This window comes from Verruconatronum alginivorum (assembly GCF_056590205.1).
In genome coordinates, this window is sequence record NZ_JBWPVQ010000001.1 from 4,256,353 (window position 1) to 4,276,488 (window position 20,136).

General features: G+C 58.6%; 17 protein-coding genes. 11 read left to right on the forward strand and 6 right to left on the reverse strand.

The genetic code is table 11. The features are described 5' to 3' along the window. Window positions 1-37 precede the first annotated feature (37 nt). Complete coding sequence (locus tag ACWUI2_RS15255) at window positions 38-463, reverse strand: glycine zipper 2TM domain-containing protein (protein WP_486983713.1); 426 nt, start codon at window positions 461-463, stop codon at window positions 38-40. Then, the gene (locus ACWUI2_RS15260) at window positions 456-821 is read right to left on the reverse strand and encodes a hypothetical protein (protein WP_486983714.1); all 366 of its coding nucleotides are present in this window, start codon (window positions 819-821) and stop codon (window positions 456-458) included. The genes ACWUI2_RS15255 and ACWUI2_RS15260 overlap by 8 nt, the downstream gene beginning before the upstream one ends. 223 nt (window positions 822-1,044) lie before the next feature. On the opposite strand from ACWUI2_RS15260, the gene ACWUI2_RS15265 reads away from it, so the two are divergent. Then, window positions 1,045-1,485, forward strand: a complete 441-nt coding sequence (locus ACWUI2_RS15265) for a putative signal transducing protein (RefSeq protein WP_486983715.1) — start codon at window positions 1,045-1,047, stop codon at window positions 1,483-1,485. 94 nt (window positions 1,486-1,579) lie between these two features. Here ACWUI2_RS15265 and rpmB read toward each other — a convergent pair whose 3' ends face one another. From rpmB to ACWUI2_RS15285, 4 genes are all read right to left on the reverse strand, one after another. Further along, a complete protein-coding gene (gene rpmB, locus ACWUI2_RS15270; RefSeq protein ID WP_486985072.1) occupies window positions 1,580-1,810 on the reverse strand; it encodes a 50S ribosomal protein L28 in 231 nt (76 codons plus the stop codon). Window positions 1,811-1,922: 112 nt separating this feature from the next. Next, complete coding sequence (hflX, locus tag ACWUI2_RS15275; protein ID WP_486983716.1) at window positions 1,923-3,224, reverse strand: GTPase HflX; 1,302 nt, start codon at window positions 3,222-3,224, stop codon at window positions 1,923-1,925. Between the two features lie 201 nt (window positions 3,225-3,425). After that, window positions 3,426-3,695, reverse strand: a complete 270-nt coding sequence (locus tag ACWUI2_RS15280) for a Sec-independent protein translocase subunit TatA/TatB (protein ID WP_486983717.1) — start codon at window positions 3,693-3,695, stop codon at window positions 3,426-3,428. 111 nt (window positions 3,696-3,806) lie between these two features. Further along, complete coding sequence (locus ACWUI2_RS15285) at window positions 3,807-5,540, reverse strand: tetratricopeptide repeat protein (protein ID WP_486983718.1); 1,734 nt, start codon at window positions 5,538-5,540, stop codon at window positions 3,807-3,809. A gap of 420 nt (window positions 5,541-5,960) precedes the next feature. Between ACWUI2_RS15285 and coaE the strand changes: the two genes are divergently transcribed. From coaE to ACWUI2_RS15335, 10 genes are all read left to right on the forward strand, one after another. Beyond that, complete coding sequence (gene coaE / locus ACWUI2_RS15290; RefSeq protein ID WP_486983719.1) at window positions 5,961-6,536, forward strand: dephospho-CoA kinase; 576 nt, start codon at window positions 5,961-5,963, stop codon at window positions 6,534-6,536. Window positions 6,537-6,595: 59 nt separating this feature from the next. Beyond that, complete coding sequence (gene rho, locus ACWUI2_RS15295) at window positions 6,596-8,821, forward strand: transcription termination factor Rho (RefSeq protein ID WP_486983720.1); 2,226 nt, start codon at window positions 6,596-6,598, stop codon at window positions 8,819-8,821. A 74-nt stretch (window positions 8,822-8,895) separates the two neighbouring features. Then, window positions 8,896-10,635: a GspE/PulE family protein gene (locus ACWUI2_RS15300; RefSeq protein WP_486983721.1), complete on the forward strand. Its 1,740-nt coding sequence runs from the start codon at window positions 8,896-8,898 to the stop codon at window positions 10,633-10,635. Window positions 10,636-10,675: 40 nt separating this feature from the next. Continuing rightward, entirely contained in the window at window positions 10,676-11,758 is a 1,083-nt protein-coding gene (locus ACWUI2_RS15305; RefSeq protein WP_486983722.1) for a type IV pilus twitching motility protein PilT, read from the forward strand. 19 nt (window positions 11,759-11,777) lie between these two features. Continuing rightward, entirely contained in the window at window positions 11,778-13,469 is a 1,692-nt protein-coding gene (locus tag ACWUI2_RS15310; protein ID WP_486983723.1) for a GspE/PulE family protein, read from the forward strand. A 6-nt stretch (window positions 13,470-13,475) separates the two neighbouring features. Beyond that, window positions 13,476-14,732, forward strand: coding sequence for a type II secretion system F family protein (locus ACWUI2_RS15315; protein ID WP_486983724.1), 1,257 nt, complete (start codon window positions 13,476-13,478; stop codon window positions 14,730-14,732). Between the two features lie 160 nt (window positions 14,733-14,892). Then, window positions 14,893-15,453 (forward strand): peptidylprolyl isomerase, encoded by a 561-nt coding sequence (locus ACWUI2_RS15320; RefSeq protein ID WP_486983725.1) that lies wholly within the window; start codon window positions 14,893-14,895, stop codon window positions 15,451-15,453. 237 nt (window positions 15,454-15,690) lie between these two features. Then, a complete protein-coding gene (locus ACWUI2_RS15325) occupies window positions 15,691-16,581 on the forward strand; it encodes a phosphatidylserine decarboxylase (protein WP_486983726.1) in 891 nt (296 codons plus the stop codon). Window positions 16,582-17,021: 440 nt separating this feature from the next. Beyond that, window positions 17,022-17,891: a bifunctional methionine sulfoxide reductase B/A protein gene (locus ACWUI2_RS15330; protein ID WP_486983727.1), complete on the forward strand. Its 870-nt coding sequence runs from the start codon at window positions 17,022-17,024 to the stop codon at window positions 17,889-17,891. A 139-nt stretch (window positions 17,892-18,030) separates the two neighbouring features. After that, a complete protein-coding gene (locus tag ACWUI2_RS15335; protein ID WP_486983728.1) occupies window positions 18,031-20,034 on the forward strand; it encodes a TonB-dependent receptor plug domain-containing protein in 2,004 nt (667 codons plus the stop codon). The last annotated feature ends 102 nt before the right edge of the window (window positions 20,035-20,136 follow it).

Consider the following 20,136-nt stretch of genomic DNA (forward strand, 5'->3'; position numbering starts at 1 on the left):
AAAGTCTCGTGCGGGAACGGGAGCGGCCTGCTTCCTCTTATTCCGCCGGGTTCCGGCGGACGGTGAATAAGGGACTCGCTTGGAGGAGCAATTGTTGGCGCTCCGCATCGGTCAGTTCCGGGCGGACTGGACGGGGAGGGGGAGCTGCGGTTTCGGCGACCGATTCAATGATTTCGGACTGACGGGCCACCTGTTGTTGCAAATGGGATTGGTCGTGCCGGAGGCGGCGCTGGTCTTGTTTTTGTCGGTGGACGGTCGAGCCGATGGCGTAGCCGGCGATTGATCCGAGGATCGCCCCCTCGGTCCTGTGCCCGGTTTGGTGTCCGATGATCCCGCCGGCGGTGCCGCCGGCCGCTGCACCGATCACGGCTTCTTTGTTTAAAACCTTGGCCGCTTCGACGGTCGATCCGAGCGGGGCCAGCATGCAAAATGCACTGAAAAGAAGGGCGGTTTTCTTAATCATGAATGAAATCCTCCTGAAGAGTGATTGGGTGAATGACCCAATAATCGCCGTTTCGATGAATATTGAATCCTGCAGCGTAGGCGACCGTTTCAAGGACGAGCGTCGCCTGGGCTTTCGTCTTGATTGAGATCAATCGCTCCTCCGGGCTGCGGATAAAGGTGTATTGGAGACCTGTTCGCTCAAGAATCCGGGGGATCAATTGATTGGCGTCGGCGTCGGTGACGTCGATCCGGACTTCGTTTTGCCGGTGGGCGATCCGTTCGAAGGGGGTCAACGGACGTTCGCTGGCATGGATATTGCTTGAGAATGGGAAAGCAACGACGAGGGTTAATAGCAACAACCTTGGAATAATTTTCATAATTAAAAGGATTTAAAAGGAAGATAACAGGTGGAGACCCATCCGGCACGTGAAATCGCCAATTCGAGAATGACTTTCGCTCAAAAAGAGATTTATTGCAGGTATAGACCAGATCGGGAGTGCGTGGTTCCTTTCCCGCGGGCTTTTGGATCGGTGGGGGATGCGACCAATCGTCGGGAGATGGAACACGCAAACTTTAACGAAACAAATGCAAGGTGAACCGATGATTACAATTTCTGCCTACACGAACAAGGAGGAGGCGTTGATATCGAAGGCGCTGCTGGAGGCGGCAGGGATTCCCGTGACTTTGAAAGATGACTCGGACGGCCTCCAATTGCAGGTGCGCGATACCGATGCCGAATTGGCCCAGGAGGTTTTGATTGCGGACGATTCGCCCGAGTGGAAACGACGGGGTCCTCCCCGCTACCGGTATTATCGCTTGAGTCGCGGATCCGGAGCCGGCACCTACTTTCTGAAAGGAGGAGTGGTGGCGGTGGTCGGATTCCTGTTGGTTTCCCTCCTGATGCTGCCGTTGGGCGTCACGATCCGGGTGACTCCGTTTCTTCTACTGTTCCTCTTCGTCCTGGGAGGATCGGTCTCTTTGGTTCGTAAATCATTTCGGGTAAAGGAGAAACCGAAACGGAAACGAAGCCCGGACCTTTGAATCCATCGGCTATGGTCCGGGGGCGTGGGGACGAAAAAAATCCGGCGTTCGAAAAGCGCCGGATTTTTTCATGAAAACAAGCTGAGCGAGACGATCAGGCTTTGGTGATTTTGCCCGCCTTGATGGCTTTGACGGCGACCAGCATGCGCTTGACTTGGCCGCTGGGAAGAAGGACGCGGACGCGCTGGAGATTTGGGCGGAATTTCCGTTTGGTCACCTTGGTCACGTGGGTGCCGATTCCCCCACTTTTCTTCGACTGCCCCTTGCGGTGAATGATGCTGCCTTTGGTGGGGCGCTTTCCTGTGATCTGACAAATTCTCGACATTTGAATGTATGGATTGAGATTAAACGGAAAGAAATAAGGCCCCGTTCCGGCGAGACGCAAGTTTCTTTTTCAGTTTTCGTTCCCGCAGCAACACGGTGCGTGCCGGCGAGGATCAGGCGGTAGCCAGTTCGGGGGGTTCGATGACGAAATGCTCGACCTCGTCGTAAACCTCGGGCGGGATATGGCCTTGGATCAGGACGCCGTCGTCGTGGGGCGCCTGGGTGCGGACGCAACCGATGCGATGGAGTCGGGAGACGAGATCGTAACGGGAATGGGGGATCAACAGGTGGAGCGAATGGAGGTCGTCGGCCAGCATCTCTTCGATCCGGTCGATCAACCCGCCGAGGCCCTCGCCGGTCCGGGCGCTCAGGAAACAGGCGTCAGGGTAGATCAGTCGGAGCGCTTGGACTTGTTCCGGGTCGGTCGTGCAATCGATTTTGTTGAAAACGGTGATGATCCGTTTGGTGTCGGCGCCGAGTTCCTTCAACACTTCGAGCGTGGTGGCGTGGTGGCTTTCCGCTTCCGGGTTGGAGACGTCGACGAGATGGATCAGGAAATCGGAGACGACCGCTTCTTCCAGGGTGGCCCGGAAGGCGTCGATCAGGTTGTGCGGCAGGCGCCGGACGAATCCGACGGTGTCGGTGAGAAGGATTTTTTGACCGCCGGGAAGACCGAGATGGCGGGTGGTTGGGTCGAGGGTGGCGAAGAGTTTGTCTTCGGCCAGGACCGTGGCTCCGGTGAGGGCGTTCAGGAGGGACGATTTGCCGGCGTTGGTGTAACCGACGATGGCGGTGGTCGGCACGGAGCGTTTGAGTCGTCGTTTCCGTTGGACGTCGCGCTGCTTGATGACCGTGGCGAGTTCGCGCTTGAGCCGGCTGATTCGGTCCTGGACGAGACGTCGGTCGCTTTCGAGCTGGGTTTCCCCTTGGCCCCGGACAACGGTTCCGCCGCCGCCTCGTTGACGGCTGAGGTGGGTCCAGGCCCGTTTCAGTCGGGGAAGGGAGTAGACCATGCGGGCGAGTCCGACCTGGAGGATGGCCTCGCGGGTGTGCGCTCGCTGGGCGAAAATATCGAGGATCACCTCCTGGCGGTCGATCACGCAAACGCCGGCCTCCTTTTCCCAGTTTCGCTGTTGGCCGGGGGAGAGATCGTCATCGAAGACGATCACGTCGAGATTCTGTTCTTTGACGAGGGCGATCAATTCCTGCGCTTTGCCGGAGCCGATGAGGAAGTGCGGATGGGGTTCCCGAAGGTTGACGATCGTGCGTTCGATGACCGGGATTTCGAGGGTTTGGACCAATTCGGCAAGTTCATCGAGAAGATTGCGGGCTTCGTCGCGAACCATGTCGGGCCGTTGAATTCCTACCAGAAGGGCCCGTTCGACTAATTTCGGTTTTTCTCTGACTTCAAACATGCATGTAGTTAAAATTTACTGATTTTGGGGGAATTGGCAACCAGGCGGGGGGCATGGGCACGAGGTAGGGATGGACGCCCGCTTGTGGCTCGGCGGCAAAGAAAAGCGGTTCGGGCCGGGGCGACCCGAAGGGAAGGGAGATTCGGCTGGTTGGGAGTGTGCCGGAGGAGGCCAATAGGCGGGATGGTGTGGAGGGACGGGTTATTCGGAGCCGACTTTACGGGCTTCGGTGTTGGGAGCGCGTTCGGGCTTGCGGGGAGCAGCCGGTTCGTCGTCGAGGGACGAGCGGATGTCTTCTTCAATTTCGTGGGTGGTCTTTTTGAACTCGCGGACGAATTTCCCCATCCCGCGACCGAGTTCCGGAAGGCGTTTCGCTCCGAAGAGAAGAAGGATCAGGAAGACGACGACGAGAATCTGGATCGGGCTCAGGTTCTGAACAAATCCGAGAATTGGCAGAGCGGTGCTTGACATGATCGGAAAACTTACCTGAAACCACGCCCCTGTAAAGAGGGAAAGCATTTTCATTTGGGCGAGGCCGCGAGGTTTGATCGTGTCATTTGGCCGACGGCGGGCGGAGTCGGCTCACCGCCCGCCGTTCAAGGCCTGTTCCAGCCGGCGGAAACGCCGTTCGATCAAGCGGATCTCTTCGTCGCTCAATTGCGGCTTGAGCTCGGCTAACGCGGCTCCGGCGGCTTCGACGCCCCCCTGTTCCGCCGCTTTGAACATAAACGCGGCGTCCGTCCGATCCTGAAGGGTCAACCTTCCTTCGAGGTAAATTTTTCCGAGGTGGAACTGGGCTTCCGCGTGACCGAGATAAGCGGCGGCTTCCAGGCATTCCAGTCCCAGTGCGGCATCGGCTTCTGTCCCGATTCCGTGCAGGAGGCAGAGCGCCGCCTGGTAGGTTGACTCGGGGTCGTTGCGGTTCAATCCTTCGACGAAGGCTTCGAAGGCGGCCCGTTCGTTTCGTTCGACCCCCTTTCCATGAAGTTTCAACATCCCGACCATGCGGAATCCGTAGGGAATTTCCTTTTCGGCCAATCTCGTGAAGTAGGCGAGGGCACGGGCGTGATCCTGGGGGACCAGTTCCCCGGCGTAGTAGGCGCGCGCGAGATTGTATTCCGCGACGGTTAGACCCTGCTCGGCGGCCAAGCTGATCCAGCGCATGCCTTCGTCGGAATCGGCTTCGGTCCCGACGCCGTGCAGGTAAAATATGCCGACGTCGTTCTGCGCGATTGCGTCGTCCTGGAGTGCGGCGCGGAGAAACCAGTGGAAGGCCGACTCGACGTTCTTTTCAACTCCGGCGCCGCGATTGTAAAGGTGGCCGACTTCGCGCTGGGCTTCGGCGTAGTCGTTCTCGGCCGCTTCTTTCAAGTATTGGTAGGCTTTGTCGAAGTCCTGCGGTTGACCGAGACGGCCGTGGCGGTAAATGCTGCCAAGGGCGAAGGTGGCCGGGATATGGCCTCCGGCCCGCGCCCGTTCGAACCACTCGATGGCCGCCTCGGGATTCCGCAAGTAACCGTCGCCGGCATGGATCCGGGCGGTTTCGTGTTGAGCTTCGGCATGCCCGAGCTCGGCGGCCTGGCGGAACAGATCGTAGGAACGTTGGTAGTTGTCCCGGCTTTGCTGATACTTCGCCCGCTCGAAAATCGCCTGGGCAGCCTCAGGCGTGGCAGTGGCCGACGCCGCCGGACGGTCCGGAAAGGAGGCGTCGAACAGGGGTTCGAACTTCACCTCCTGAGTGGCGGCCAATAAAAGGACGGCCGCCAGGAGGAGCGGTGGGACCGAGGCGGCCGCGGGAAGGAGACCGAGCAAAATGGGATGGGGCTCCGGGCGGTAGTGCGGCGGGAGGGCGTAGGCTTCGCGGATGCGGGTGAACGCCAACAGGCCGTAGACGACCGCGATGATGGCGGGCAGGACCCCGAAATAGAGGAGATAGGAGCGGGGATAATCGGAGGAGAAGGTGAAATAGCCGAGGAGAGGCACAGCCAGCAGCGCGGTGAGGAGCGCCGTTCCCAGGTAAAACCACCGGGCGTCCCGGGGATTCAAATAATCATCGGTCCGTACGAGGACCCACCAGGAAAGCACCACCACCAAGAGGGCCGCTCCGGAACCGACGGCCGGAATCCACGAAAGCGGTTTCCCTTCGTGCAGGGCGTGAACGAAAATCAGGGCGAAGCTAAGGAGAAATAAAACCGAGAGGAATAACAGAAGCCGGCGGATCAGGGCGAGAAGCATGTTGGACTCGAAAGGATGGGTTTGACTCTCATGGATGAAGAACAAGCGCGGGGCCGAAGAACGGTCCCACAGCCGATTCATTGCAGAAGCGGATTCGCCGCACAAGAAAAAGCGTCGGGACGCGCGATCGCGGCGAAATCGTCGACGGTTGGCGACCGCCCGCCGGGTGGTTTGCAAGGAAGCGGCGACCGGATGAACGGACCGCCGGATCGTCGCGCGTTCCGATTCGGTCTCCTCCGCCGGAATTTGGCGGGTGGTTTGTCGTTTTTTTCATTGTCAGGCGCCGGATTTCCGGGGATTGAATGGAGGGGCATGCCGGGCGCATGGTCGATCCCCTGTTCCGTCGATTCGAAAGACCTTCGTTTATTGTTTCCGTCGTTGGACCGTTTATTTGAATTCCGATATGAAAGTCATGAGATCCTCTGATCCGGCGGGTGGTTCCGCCGGACATTCGTTCGGTCGACGCTTCGGGGGAGGTTTTACACGGGAGTGAAGTCGGAAATGATCAAGTTGGGACTTACGGGCGGGATGGGGTGCGGCAAGAGCACGGCGGCAGCCTTTTTCGTCGAGGCCGGATTTCGATCGGTCGACACCGACGCGGTGGTTCATGAGTTGTTGGCGACCGACGAACGGGTCCGGCGGGAGATCGCGGAATATTTCGGACCGGGGGTATTGGATGAGCGGGGAGGGATCGACCGGCGGAAGCTCGGGGCCCGGGTGTTCGGCGAGGTGGATGCGCTCCGGTGGTTGGAAGGGCTCCTTCATCCGCTGGTGCGTGACCGTTGGCAGCGGGAGATGACGGAAACGGGAAATATTTCCTGGGTGGTGCAAATCCCGTTGCTTTTTGAGAAAAAACTTGAACAATCTTTCGACTTGACCGTTTGTGTAGGAACCAGCGCCGAGATTCAGCGCCGACGGCTGCTGCGGCGGGGGTTGTCCGAAGCGGAAATCGTTCAACGGATTTCCCGCCAACTGCCCATCGAAGAGAAAGCGGCCCGGGCTGATTTTTTTCTCCTGAACGACGGATCTCAACAATTTTTGCGTCAGCAAGTGGAACGGCTTTGCCGCCGGTTTTGACCATCGCTGGACGAACTTCCTGCGGCGCATTTCCTGAACCAAGTTTTTATCATTTCATTATGGCCTCCGAACAGTTACCGATCCTCTTCGAGGATGCGGCTCCAAAGACCAAGCGAAAAAAAGTTTCCAAGAAAAACGACATGCAGAGCGAGGAAGATTGGACCCCTCGAGCCAGTGCGGCCGAGGAAAAACCCGCGACCGTCAAGGCCGCTTCAGACGACGCCGGCGAGACCAAGCCGCGGTCCCGCGCCCGGAAGCCCCGCGCGCCCCGGGCGAAAGCCGACACCGAGGCCGGCGAGACGGCTCCGGTGAAAGCTCCCCGGAAACGCCAAACGAAGGCGGCCAAGGCGGCCAAGGCCGAAGCCGAGGATTCGAACGAACGTCCGGCGCCGAAGGCCGAAACTCCGGCACCCGCGAAGACGGCCCCGGAACCGACCGAAAACCGGGAGCCCCGCGAGGTACGGACCCCGCGGGAATCCGCCGCTCCGGCGCCCGCATCCGAAGCATCCGCTCCTACAGGAGAGTCGGGTGGAAGGCAGTCCGGCGGTTCTTCCGACGGATCCGAGCCACGTGAGTCCCGGGAGAATCGCGAGCCGCGCGAGCCGCGTGAAAACCGGGAATCGCACGAAGCCCGCGAACCAAGGGAGCGGGAGCATGGGAACCGCGACCGCGACAACCGCCCGCCACGCGAGCATGGCCGTCGGGAAGGCGGTCACTTCGACGGGGGTGCCCAGGACCGCGGGCCACGCCCCGGCGGGGGAGGCGGCGATTTCCGCGATCGTCAAGGTCCGGGACAAGGCCCCGGGAATTTTCGCAACAAGAAAAAGAAGGGGAAAAAGGGAGGTCGTTTCGAACGGGGTCCCGGGGGCGGCGGCCCTGGCGGCGGCGGACCTGGAGGCGGCGGAGGTGGAGGCGGAAGTCCTCCGCAGATTCCGGCCCGTCCGGGGGATTTGCCTGATCCCGGCCGTTTCCAGAACATTGATGAACTGGAGCGGGAAGCGGTGGAGAGTCAGACCGGCGAGCCGCTTTACATCGACGCGCTTCACGAATGCACGCTTTCGGCCCTGGTGGAACAAGCCAAGGCGATGGGAATCGTCCTCGACGCCGCCCCGAACCGCCGGGTTTTGATCGGCAAAATGTTGGTCAAGGCTCACGACGATAAGCGGCCGTTGATCGAACGTGGCGCGTTGGAGCTCACCGACCGGGGTTACGGTTTCATCGTCCGGCAATCTCATAATTACCGGACCCAGCCGCAGGACAGCTACCTGGCGGAGAGTTTCGTGCGCCGATTCGGCCTGAAGAAAGGTCACCAGATCGAGGCCCAGGTGTATCCGCCGCAAGGCCAGGAACGTTGTCCGGCGGTGGTCCGGGTGATCAAGGTGATGGGCGCCGAGCCGTCGAAGATCGCCGACGTGGTGCCCTTCGAGGATTTGGTCCCGTATTATCCGTTGCAGCGGGTTTTGATGGAAATCCCCGACCAGGAGAACGGCAAGGACGTATCCATGCGGGCGGTCGACTTGTTGACCCCGGTTGGTTTCGGTCAACGCGGGTTGATCGTGGCTCCGCCGCGGACCGGTAAAACCGTTCTTCTCCAGCAGATCGCCAACTCGATCGCCCGGAACAATCCGGACGCCCATCTCATCGTGCTTTTGGTCGACGAACGGCCGGAGGAAGTGACCGATTTCCGCCGTCACACCAAAGGCGAGGTGGTCTCGTCGACGTTCGACGAACCGGCTTCGAGCCATGTCGAGGTGGCGGAGATGGTGATTGAAAAGGCGCGTCGGATGGTTGAGGCCGGACAGCACGTGGTGATTCTGCTCGATTCGATCACCCGTTTGGCCCGGGCTTACAACACGATGATGCCGAGCAGTGGAAAAATTCTTTCGGGCGGGGTGGAAGCCAACGCGTTGCAGAAGCCGAAGCGCTTTTTCGGCGCGGCCCGCAACATCGAAGGGGGCGGCAGCCTGACCATTCTGGCGACGGCGTTGATCGACACCGGAAGCCGGATGGACGAAGTGATCTTCGAGGAATTCAAGGGGACCGGCAACATGGAGCTCCACCTCGACCGGGCTCTGGTCGAGAAACGGATCTTCCCGGCATTGAACATCGAGCGGAGCGGCACCCGGAAGGAAGAGTTGCTCTACCACCCGGATGAATTGAACCGCATTTACTCGTTGCGCCGGGCGATCCAGGGCGTTCCAATGGTCGAGGCCATGGAAATGTTGGTCCAGCGGTTAAAAAAGACCCGCTCCAACGCCGAGTTTCTGCTGGCCATGAACCGATGATTTCGGTTAATCCGCAGATGAATGCTTCGAAAACTTCTGGCACAAATTAGAAATCTCTCCAGACTCATTACCTTGTGACCTCCGCTGATGAATTCATAACGCACCTGATTGTAGAACGAGGATTGGTGCCGGCCGACGTCGTCGACTCGGTTCGCAGGAAAATTCAGGACGAGATATCGGATCCCGATGCACCACGTCGGGATGTGGTGTCCGAACTCTCGGCCGCTGGTCATATCGACGCCATCCAGGTCACGCAACTGCTGGCCGACGAGTTCGGGATGACGATGGTGGAGCCGGGACGGCTGAAGCCGACCGACGTCGCGATCCAGTCGATGTCGCGCTCGCTCGCGATCCGTTACCACGCCTTTCCTCTGACTCGCGAAGGCAACACCTTGAAAGTGGCCATCGCCGACCCGCTCGATATGGACGGGGTCGACAGCCTCAGCCATGTGTTGCAACTCTCCATCGAGCCCTGTGTGGCGATGCGGGAGGAAATCGACGCGGCCATCGAGAAGTTTTACGGGTCCGAAGACAGCGTGGAGCACATGCTCTCCGAGATGTCGAGCGATGGGGAAGGGGGACCGGGCCTGGAGGATCTGGTGGAGAAAATGGGAGCGAAGGAGGACGACACCGTCCAGGAGAGCGACGCTCCAATCATCAAGCTGGTTTACAAGATTATCACCGAGGCGATTCGTCGCCGGGCATCCGACATTCATTTGGAGCCCTTGGAGAAACGTTTCCGGGTCCGTTACCGAATCGACGGCGTGCTCCACGAAGTCGACAATCCGCCGAAGCGACTCCAATTGGCGATCATTTCCCGGTTGAAGATCATGGCGGAAATCAGCATCGCCGAAAAACGGATCCCGCAGGACGGCCGGATCCACTTGGATCTCGGGGAAAAGGAACTCGATTTCCGCGTATCCTCCCTGCCGACCGAACACGGCGAGAGCATCGTCATGCGGATTCTCGACAAGGAGGGCCTCCTGCTCGGTTTGCCGGAACTCGGTTTCTTCAGCGACGACCAGGCCCAGATGGAGAAATTCATCTCCTTGCCGGACGGGATTTTCCTGGTCACCGGGCCGACCGGTTCCGGAAAGACCACCACGCTTTACGCCTGTTTGAACTACATCAACCGTCCCGACCGCAAGATCATCACGGTCGAAGATCCGGTGGAGTATCGACTGGCCGGGATCAATCAGGTCCAAGTGCGGACCGAAGTGAAGATGACCTTCGCCTCGGCCCTCCGCTCGATGCTCCGGCAGGCGCCCAACATCATCATGATCGGGGAGATCCGGGACTTGGAGACGGCGGAGATCGCGATCAATGCTTCGCTCACCGGTCACATGGTCTTCAGCACCCTGCACACCAACGACGCGCCGAGCGCGGTCAGCCGTCTGGTCGACATCGGGGTGAAGCCGTTTCTGGTGGCCGCCTCCCTCCGGGCGGTTATGGCCCAACGACTCGTGCGCCGGATTTGCACCAAGTGCAAGGAACCCTACACGCCCGACGCCGGACAACTCCGTGCCTTGAACATCACCGAGAGCCAGGCGTCCGCGGCCACGTTCATGATCGGCAAGGGATGTCCGAATTGCCACGGGACCGGCCACCGCGGCCGGATGACCATCGTCGAAATTTTCACCGTCACCGAAGAAATCGAGCGACTGATTTATGAGAACTCCACCGGCACGACCATCCGCCGGAAAGCCCGCGAAGGAGGGATGCGCTCCCTGCGGGAAGACGGTATCCGCAAAGTGACCAGCGGATTGACCACACCGGATGAAGTCTTGTCCGTCACCGTGGGCGATTCCGAATAACCGGCGGCCAGTTTTTGATCCTTACATTCTTCTTTCTCCTATGAGCTACGAAATGAACGACCTTTTGACCCTCGTCTGCGACGAGGATGCTTCCGACCTCCACCTCCAGGTGGGACAAGCGCCGACGTTGCGCATCTCGGGGAGCATGGTTCCGGTCGATGGTCCGCTTTTGACGCCGGCCGACGCCGAGCAGTTGATGCAGGCGATCACCTCCGATCACAACCAGCAGATGGTCAAGACCCAGGGGGGCACCGACTTCGGGTTTGCCTTCAAGGATCGCGCGCGGTTCCGGGTGAGCGTCCTGAAGTCCAAGGGAAATTACGGCTTGGTCCTTCGACAGATTCCGAAGAAGATGTTCGGCCTCCGGGAAATCGGTCTTCCGGACAAAGTCAAAGAGCTCCTCTTCCGTCCGCGTGGTTTGATCCTGGTCACCGGGCCGACCGGTTCCGGGAAGAGCACGACGCTCGCGTCGATGGTGAACTACATCAACGAAAACCGCGAAGGTCACATCATCACCATCGAGGATCCGATCGAGTATTATCACGAGCACAAGCGGTGTATCGTGACCCAGCGTGAGGTCGGGACCGACGTTCCTTCCTTCGCCGAGGCGATCAAACGCGCCTTGCGTCAGGACCCGGACGTCATCCTCGTCGGGGAAATGCGCGACTTGGAAACCATCGAGGCGGCCGTCACCGCCGCGGAAACCGGTCACTTGGTGTTCGGAACGCTCCACACCACCGGCGCCGCCCGCACCGTCGACCGTATCGTTGACGCCTTCCCGGCCAACATGAAGGACCAGATCCGGACCCAGCTCGCTTCGTCGATCATCGCGGTCCTTTCCCAGGTGCTTTGCCGCAAGCCGACCAAGGGCCGTATCGCCGGTTTCGAGTTGATGGTTGCGACCAACTCCATCCAGGCGTTGATCCGCGACAACAAAACCTACCGGATTCAGTCGGACATTCAAACCGGGGCCAATCTCGGGATGATCACCCTCGACGCCCATTTGCTCAGTTTGTATAACCGCAACCTGATCAGCGCCGACCAGGCGGTCGAGCACTCGCAGCAGATGAACGAGATGAAGGAAAAACTCCTCGCTCTCGGGGCGGAGTTGAAGAGCCACTGATCCAACCGGGACCTTTTCCATGTTTGAAGCCCATAATCAGACCATCTACGACCTTCTGAAAGAAGAAGGGACGATTGAATTGGACCAGCTTCGGGAATTGTTCGAGGAGCACACCCGCAGCGGATTGCCCATGGCTGAAGTGATCTTCGACGCCGGGATCATGGAAAGGGAGGCGCTGCTGCGCAAAGTCGCCGAATATCTCGGCTCGGAATTCATCAAACTCCCAAGCCAACTCGAGCCCGATCAAGTTAAGCTGCTCCAGGGGAGTATTGCCCGCATGTACGGCGTCGTTCCTCTCGGGCAGGACGGGAACACCCTCAATCTCGCCGCCCTCGATCCGTTCAATAATCAGATTGTCGACGACATCACCTTTGCCCTGGGCAAGGACGTCAACATTCTGGTGGCCGACCCTGATCACGTCGAAAAACTCCTGAAGGACACTTACGGCGAGGACGACGCCTCGGTCGACGAACTTCTTAAGGAGCTCGATTCCTTTTCCTTTGAAGGAGGGGACGGTGACGATGTGTCCGAGAAGGATCTGGAGGCCGTCGCCAGCGAGACTCCAATCATCCGTTTTGTCAATCTGGTCCTGAACCAGGCGATCAAGGACCAGGCGTCCGACATCCATTTCGAACCGTTCGAGGAAGAGTTCAAAATCCGTTACCGGATCGACGGCGCGCTCTATGAAATGGCGCCGCCGCCGAAGACTCTGGCCTTGCCCGTGACGTCCCGCATCAAGGTCATTTCCGGACTCAACATTTCCGAACGCCGGATTCCCCAGGATGGCCGGATCAAAATGACCATCGGCGGACGTCAGATCGACCTCCGGGTTTCGACTCTGCCGACCCAATTCGGGGAGAGCGTGGTGCTCCGGGTGCTCGACAAAGGGGTGGTCAACCTCGACCTCGACGCCCTGAATATGCCGGAAGATGTTCACGAGACCATCCTCGACGTCGTCCGCCGCCCGAACGGGATTTTCATCGTCACCGGACCGACCGGTTCCGGAAAAACCACCACGCTTTACAGTTGTCTCCGGATTCTGAACGACGTCGAAACCAAGCTGCTGACGGCGGAAGATCCGGTCGAATACGAAATCGAAGGGATCATGCAGGTTCCGGTCAATCCGGGGCAAGGCCTCACCTTCGCCAAGGCGCTCCGCGCCTTTCTCCGGCAGGATCCGGACGTCATCATGGTCGGGGAAATTCGAGATCTGGAGACCGCCCAAATCGCCATTCAGGCCTCTCTCACCGGTCACTTGGTGATGAGCACCCTCCACACCAACGACGCCCCGGGCGCTCTGATGCGTTTGATCGACATGGGGGTTGAGCCGTTCTTAATTTCCGCCTCCCTTGAAGCGGTTCTCGCCCAACGGTTGGTCCGCCGGATCTGCAAAAATTGCCGGACCGCCTACGAACCGAGCGATACCCTCATCGCCCAACTCGGCGTCGATCCGATCGATATCGGGGACAACCAGTTCTATTACGGCCGCGGTTGTGATGTTTGCAATGATTCAGGCTACAAAGGGCGTCTCGGCATTTACGAGATGCTTCGGGTCACCGATTCGTTGCGCGACATGATCAGCCAGCGGGCCCCTGTTCTGGCGATCCGCCAGAAAGCGATCGAGCAAGGGATGCGCCTTCTCCGGGACGACGGCCTGCGGGCCATCTTCGATGGTGCAAGCACGATCGAAGAAGTGATAAAATACACCTAAAATACCATGCCGAAATTTTCCTACACTGCCATTGACGCCAGCGGTAAACAAAAGGCTGGCGTTCTTTCCGCTTCCAGCACCGAAGACGCGACCGCCCAAATCAAATCGATGGGGCTGTTCGTCACGAACCTGACCACCCAGGATAAGGCAGCCAAAGGAAAAGCCAGGAGTCGGGCGACCGCCGGATCTTCCACTCGGAAAAAGCCGGTCACTCTCGGACGGGTCGTCAGCCAGAAAGGGTTGTGTATTTTCACCCGCCAGATGGCGACCCTCCTTCAAGCCGGTCTTCCGTTGCTCCGCAGTATCGAGGTCTTGATCCGGCAGGAAAAGAATCCCTCCTTCAAATACGTCCTCGAAGAACTTGGGGAAAATGTCCGTTCCGGTAACACGTTTTCCGACGGTCTTTCCCAACATCCGAAAGTTTTCAATCGGTTGTACGTCAATATGATCCGGGCCGGTGAGGCCGGTGGTGTGCTCGACGTGGTGTTGGTGCGTCTCGCCCGTTTCATGGAGAAGAGCATCAAGATCAAGGGCAAGATCAAGTCGGCGATGGTTTATCCGATGATCGTCTTGTTCATCGCCATGGCGATTTTGACCTTCCTGATGATTTTCGTCATCCCGCAGTTCCAGGAGATTTTCGACGAGTTGTTGGAAGGAGCTCCCCTGCCGATCCTGACCCAATACGTCATGGCGGTCAGTTTCTTCGTTAAAGACCAGTTCTTGCTGACCGTCGTCATTCTGGTCGTCGTCTTCATCATTTTCAAGGTCCTGAAATCGACCAATGTCGGGGCCAGGGCGGTCGACAAGGCGATGATCACGCTCCCGCCGGTCGGAGACCTCTTCAAAAAGGCAGCCATCGCCCGGTTCACCCGGACTTTCGGCACCTTGCTTTCCAGCGGGGTTCCGATCCTCCAGTGTTTGACCATCACCCGCGACACCATCGGCAACCGCATCCTGATGGACGCGATCGAGAAGGTGCATGAACGGGTGAAGGAAGGGGATTCGGTCTCGGCGCCGCTGGAAGCTTCCAAAGTGTTTCCCACCATGGTCACCAGTATGATCGACGTCGGCGAGGAGACCGGGGAACTCCCCGAGATGTTGAACCGGATCGCCGACAACTATGACGAAGAAGTCGACAACGCCGTCGCCGCGCTCACATCGATCATTGAACCGATCATGATCGTGCTCCTGGCGTTGATCGTCGGGGTGATCGTCATCGCGCTCTTCCTGCCGATCATCGGCGTCATCGAAGGCTTGAGCTAAGCTTTTCGACCACTCTTTTCCTCCGGGCCCGGATTCGACCGATGGATCGCCCGCGTCCGGAGGTTTTTCACCAACTCCAACCAGTTAAGTTATGAACAAAAAATTCATATCCCGTTTTTTAGGGTTTACATGTGCGCTCTCTCTACTTGCATGCAATGCGATGGCAGAAGAAACCAAAGAAAAGAAATCGAACGAAATCGCTCCCGATGAAGAGGTGGCCGTGATTTCCACCGTCCACGGGGAAATGGTCGCTAAATTCTGGCCCGATGTGGCCCCGAAAACGGTGGAGAATTTCAAGAAACTGGCGAACGACAAGTTTTATGACGGGACCGCTTTCCACCGGATCATCCCGAACTTCATGATCCAAGGTGGATGCCCGAACACCAAGGAAGGCGCGCGCGGCATGCCCGGAACCGGAGGTCCCGGCCATAACGTCAAAGCCGAGTTCAACGACCGTCCCCACGTCCGCGGCGTCCTCTCGATGGCCCGTTCCCAACACCCGGATTCGGCCGGCAGCCAGTTTTTCGTGGTCCACGGCGACGCCCGTTTCCTCGATAACCAATACACGGCCTTCGGCGAATTGATCTCCGGCGACGAAGTTCTTGAAAAACTCGCCACTTCGCCGACCCGCCGCGACGGCCGTGAAAACAGCACTCCGGCCGAGCGCCTGGGAGTCGAAAGCATCCGGATCGTTAAATACGGCGAGCTGAAAAAGGACTAAGGAAATCGGCTCGGGCAGCCGCATCCTAAGAATTCTCTCACCCATGGAGCGGCGGAATCATTCCGCCGCTCTTTTTGATTCCGCCGAAAAGAGATTTAACCACGAATAGACACGAATAGACACGAATCCGGAGTGGATGAGTGGGGAAATCGAATGGGCAATTGGAGTAGCAACTACTGTGTCTCCGTTTTTATTAGTGTTCATTAGTGTTTATTAGTGGTTAAAACTCATTCCTCCATGGAGATCCGCTTCTTCAACCGATACACCGGCCGCGTCGAAACCGAGACGGTTTACGGCGACAAATGGCTGCGTTGGACCTATGACACGGTCCCGGGCCGGTTCTGTCTGAATGCGCTGGTCCGGCGCCCCGCCTTCTCCCGGTGGTATGGCCGGGCGATGGACAAACCGGCCAGCAAGGTGCGGATTGCCCCGTTCATCGAGCAATACGGGGTCGATGCCTCGGAGTTTCTCGACGATCCTGGGAGTTACGGCTCCTTCAACGAGTTCTTTTACCGCCGCCTCACAGCGGAGAGCCGTCCGATCAGCGGAGGGGAGGGGATCGCCTGCGCCCCGGCCGACGGACGGCATTACGGGTATCAGGATTTGTCGGACGTAGCCGGTTTTATCGCCAAAGGCCAGCGCTTCGACCTTCGTCGGTTCCTGGACGACGACCGATTGGCCGAACGTTACGCGAACGGTTCCGCGATCATTTCGCGCCTTTGTCCGGTCGATTACCACCGCTACCATTTCCCTTGCGCCGGAACCCCTGGCGAAACCCGGCTGATCAACGGCTGGCTGTATTCGGTGAACCCGGTCGCGCTCCGCCGCAATGTCCGTTACCTGATCGACAACAAGCGGAGCTATTGCCTCCTGCGGTCACCGGTTTTCGGCCAGGTTCTTTACGCCGAGATCGGCGCCACCTGCGTCGGCAGTCTCTGCAACACCTACGCCCCCGGCCAACCGGTGGAAAAGGGGGAGGAGAAAGGCTATTTCAAGTTCGGCGGCTCCTGCACGATTCTCTTGTTTGAAAAAGGCGCAATTCGCCTCGATAATGATTTAGTCGAAAACACCCGGAATTTCCTGGAAACCTACATCCGGATGGGAGACCGAATTGGGGCGGCCGATTGATTCCCAACCAAAGATGGCCGTAAAAGAGAATACAAAATACTTAAAATCAATCCGATGTGTTGGAGTTCCGGCTTCAGCCGATCCCTACCTCGATTTAAAGACCGGCTGAAGCCGGAACTCCAACGAACAAACCCTTCACAGAAGCAACAATCCTGACTGCGCCCGGGGAACAACATAGAATGAAACTTGGATTTGAGGCGAAGCCTCTTTGGAGTGCTCCGCGTCTCCGCGGAGCTTTCGAGCGTGCGGAAGACCTCCATCAGTCGAATGGCTGCCGGGCGTGCGGCTATCACTGACCGTTCGAAAAGCGGTGCGGGGACGCACCGCACTCCAAAGCGCTTCGCGCGAAAACCTGATCGCCCTGCAACCCGCATGAACAGTGAAGTTTCATAGAAGAAGAAGAAGTTGGTCCTTTTCGCGGTTATTAACCGATTTTTAGGATGACTGATCCAGCCGACGACAAGCAGTTTAATTCTCTCACTCCCGAAGAGGAGCGGATCCTGATCCACAAGGGGACCGAAATGCCATTTTCGGGGAAATACAACAATCACCACGAAGCGGGCGTTTATCTTTGCCGGCGGTGCGACGCTCCGCTCTATCGCTCCAAGGACAAATTTGACTCCGGCTGTGGATGGCCGAGTTTCGACGACGAGATCGAAGGGGCGGTGAAGCGGGTGCCTGACGCCGACGGCCGCCGCATTGAAATCGTCTGCGCCAACTGCGGGGGGCATCTCGGGCATGTCTTCGAAGGGGAGCGTCTGACCGCGAAGAACACCCGTCACTGCGTTAATTCCGTTTCCCTGGGTTTCCGTCCGACCGATCCTCGCAGACGGGAAACCGCCATCTTCGCCTCCGGCTGTTTTTGGGGGACGGAATACTTTCTCAAGGAAGTGGATGGCGTGATTTCGACCGATTGCGGGTATACCGGCGGCACAAAGGAGAATCCGACCTACGAAGAGGTTTGCACCGGCGAAACGGGCCACGCCGAAGCGGTCCGGGTGGTTTTCGATCCGGAAAAGGTCAGTTACGAGGAATTGGCGCGGATTTTTTTCGAAACCCATGACCCGACCCAGGTCAATCGGCAAGGTCCCGACATCGGCACCCAATACCGATCCGCTATCTATTACGGGGATGAGACCCAAAAGCGGATTGCCGAAAATCTAGTCCGTCTCTTGCGCGAAAAAGGCTATGTGGTCGCGACCGAGCTCACCCCGGTCCAGACCTTCTGGCCCGCCGAAACCTACCACCAAGACTACTACGCGAAGACCGGCCGCACACCGTACTGCCACGGCTATCGGCGATTGTTTTGACCCGCCCCCCTGGTTTCACGCGGGGGAATTCATCCGTTCGCCGCATCGGTTTCCGTTGAGGACATCGCAAAAATAAGGCGATTCCCTCATGGTGAAATCAGCGTTTCCCTGATACTCTTGACGAAAGTTTTACAATCCAATGCCCATCCTTAATCGCGCGAGCTCCCAGGTTTTTCCGAGATTTTTTCGCCGAACCTGTCAGTTGGCGGTGGCGGGTGCGGTGGTTTGTATCCTGTTTCCCCATACCGCGGTCCGGGCCAGATCCTCCACCCTCGACGCGTATACCAATTTGTCGCTGGAGGACTTGATGAATATCCGGGTGACCTCGGTTTCCAAAAAGGAGGAGGACCTTCAGACCGCCGCCGCCGCCGTTTTCGTCCTGACCCGGGATGACATCCAACGTTCAGGCGTCACCACCATCACGGACGCGTTGCGAATGGTTCCCGGCATGAATGTCGGTTCGATCAACTCGGCTCAGTGGGCGGTCTCGTCACGGGGATTCAATGGGTTCCTCGCGAACAAACTCCTGGTCCTGGTCGATGGACGCTCGGTTTACAGTCCGATATTTGCCGGCGTGTTTTGGGATTTGCAGCAAGTGATGCTGGAAGATGTGGACCGGATTGAAGTGATCCGGGGACCCGGAGCGACTTTGTGGGGAGCCAATGCGGTCAATGGTGTCGTCAATGTCGTGAGCCGGAGCGCGAAAGATACCCAGGGAACGGTTCTTTACGGCGGTGGGGGCAACGTCCATCAGGCGTTGGCCGGGGTGAGACATGGCGGCCAGACCGACGAAAACACCTTCTACCGCATCTTCAGCACCTACCATGCGAAGGACGCCTATCGGTTGCCGGAAGGAGGTTCGACCGAGGATGGCTGGAACGCGTGGCATGGCGGGATGCGTCTCGACAAATACCCCGCCTCCGATATCCAGATCACCTGGCTGGCGGGAGGAACGGTGCTCGACTTGCAGGAGGGCGAGTCCGACGCCTACAATATCCACACGCTCGGCCGCTGGTCCCGGGACCTTCTCTCCGGCGGCAATATCGAAATTCAAGCCTACTACGCCCGAACGGCCCGCTACGAGGGGCGGGAGCGTAGCAACAGCGCCGTTGATACGTTGGATTTCTCTTTCCAGCACACAGTGGAATTGGGAGACCGCAATGAATTGATTTGGGGCGCCGGCTATCGGTCGATCGTGACGGATCACTCGCAGGCCCCGACTCCCATCCGGGTGCGCAGCGACGGATCCAGCTTTTCGTTGAGCAATATTTTTGTGCAGAACGAGTTCCAGGTGATTCCGGAACGCTTCTCCCTCACCGCCGGCAGCAAGGTCGAGCACAACGACTTCACCGGTTTCGAGATTCAGCCAAGTCTCCGGGCGACCGCCCGTTTGACGGAGCGTCAAACCGCTTGGGCGGCCGTATCGCGGGCGGTCCGCACGCCCAGCGAACTCGAAGGGCGCGACCTTTTCCATATCCCGTTCATGGATGCTTTTCCCGGGCCGGGAGGCATCCAGTATCTTCCGGTTCTGGAAGGCGGTCATGACATTCGTTCCGAAGTCTTGTGGGCCTATGAGATCGGTTATCGGATCCAGCCCGTCGAACGGGTGAAATTGGATTTCGCCGCCTTCTACAATGTTTACGACGACATCATCTGGCTCGGTGATCTCGCCCGGTTCGAAGGGGGTGCGCCATTGGGGACCGCGGTTTTCCCCTGGGCCAATGTTGTCAGCGGAAACACCTACGGCGGGGAAGCCTTCGCGGTATGGGCGGCGACCGACGAACTCCGTTTGTCGATCGGTTACTCGCTTCTGTTGGTGGATCTCTCCAGTCAGAATACCTTGGGATTGAACAATACCGACCGCAGTGCTCCCAAAAACCAAATCCTCTTGCGATCGGATTATGATTTGTCGAGCCGGACCAGTGTGAATGCCTTGGTGAGATACGTGGACAACGTCTGGACGGTGCCGGCTCATTTCACCGCCGATCTACATTTTTCCTACCGCCTCCGCGATGATCTCAACCTGTCGTTAGTCGGTCATAATCTGTTGCATAATCACCGCCGGGAACAACCCGAACAACCGGTGGCGACCGTAGCCGAAGTCCCCCGGGGCTTTTACGGCAAACTGACCTGGCGATTCTGATGGGTTGGTTGCCTGATTCGGGGGCAGGGCTATTTGATCTGAGCGATGAACTTCCCGCGGTAGAGTATCTGCCCTGTTGGTTCCGGCTTCAGCGTCGCGCGA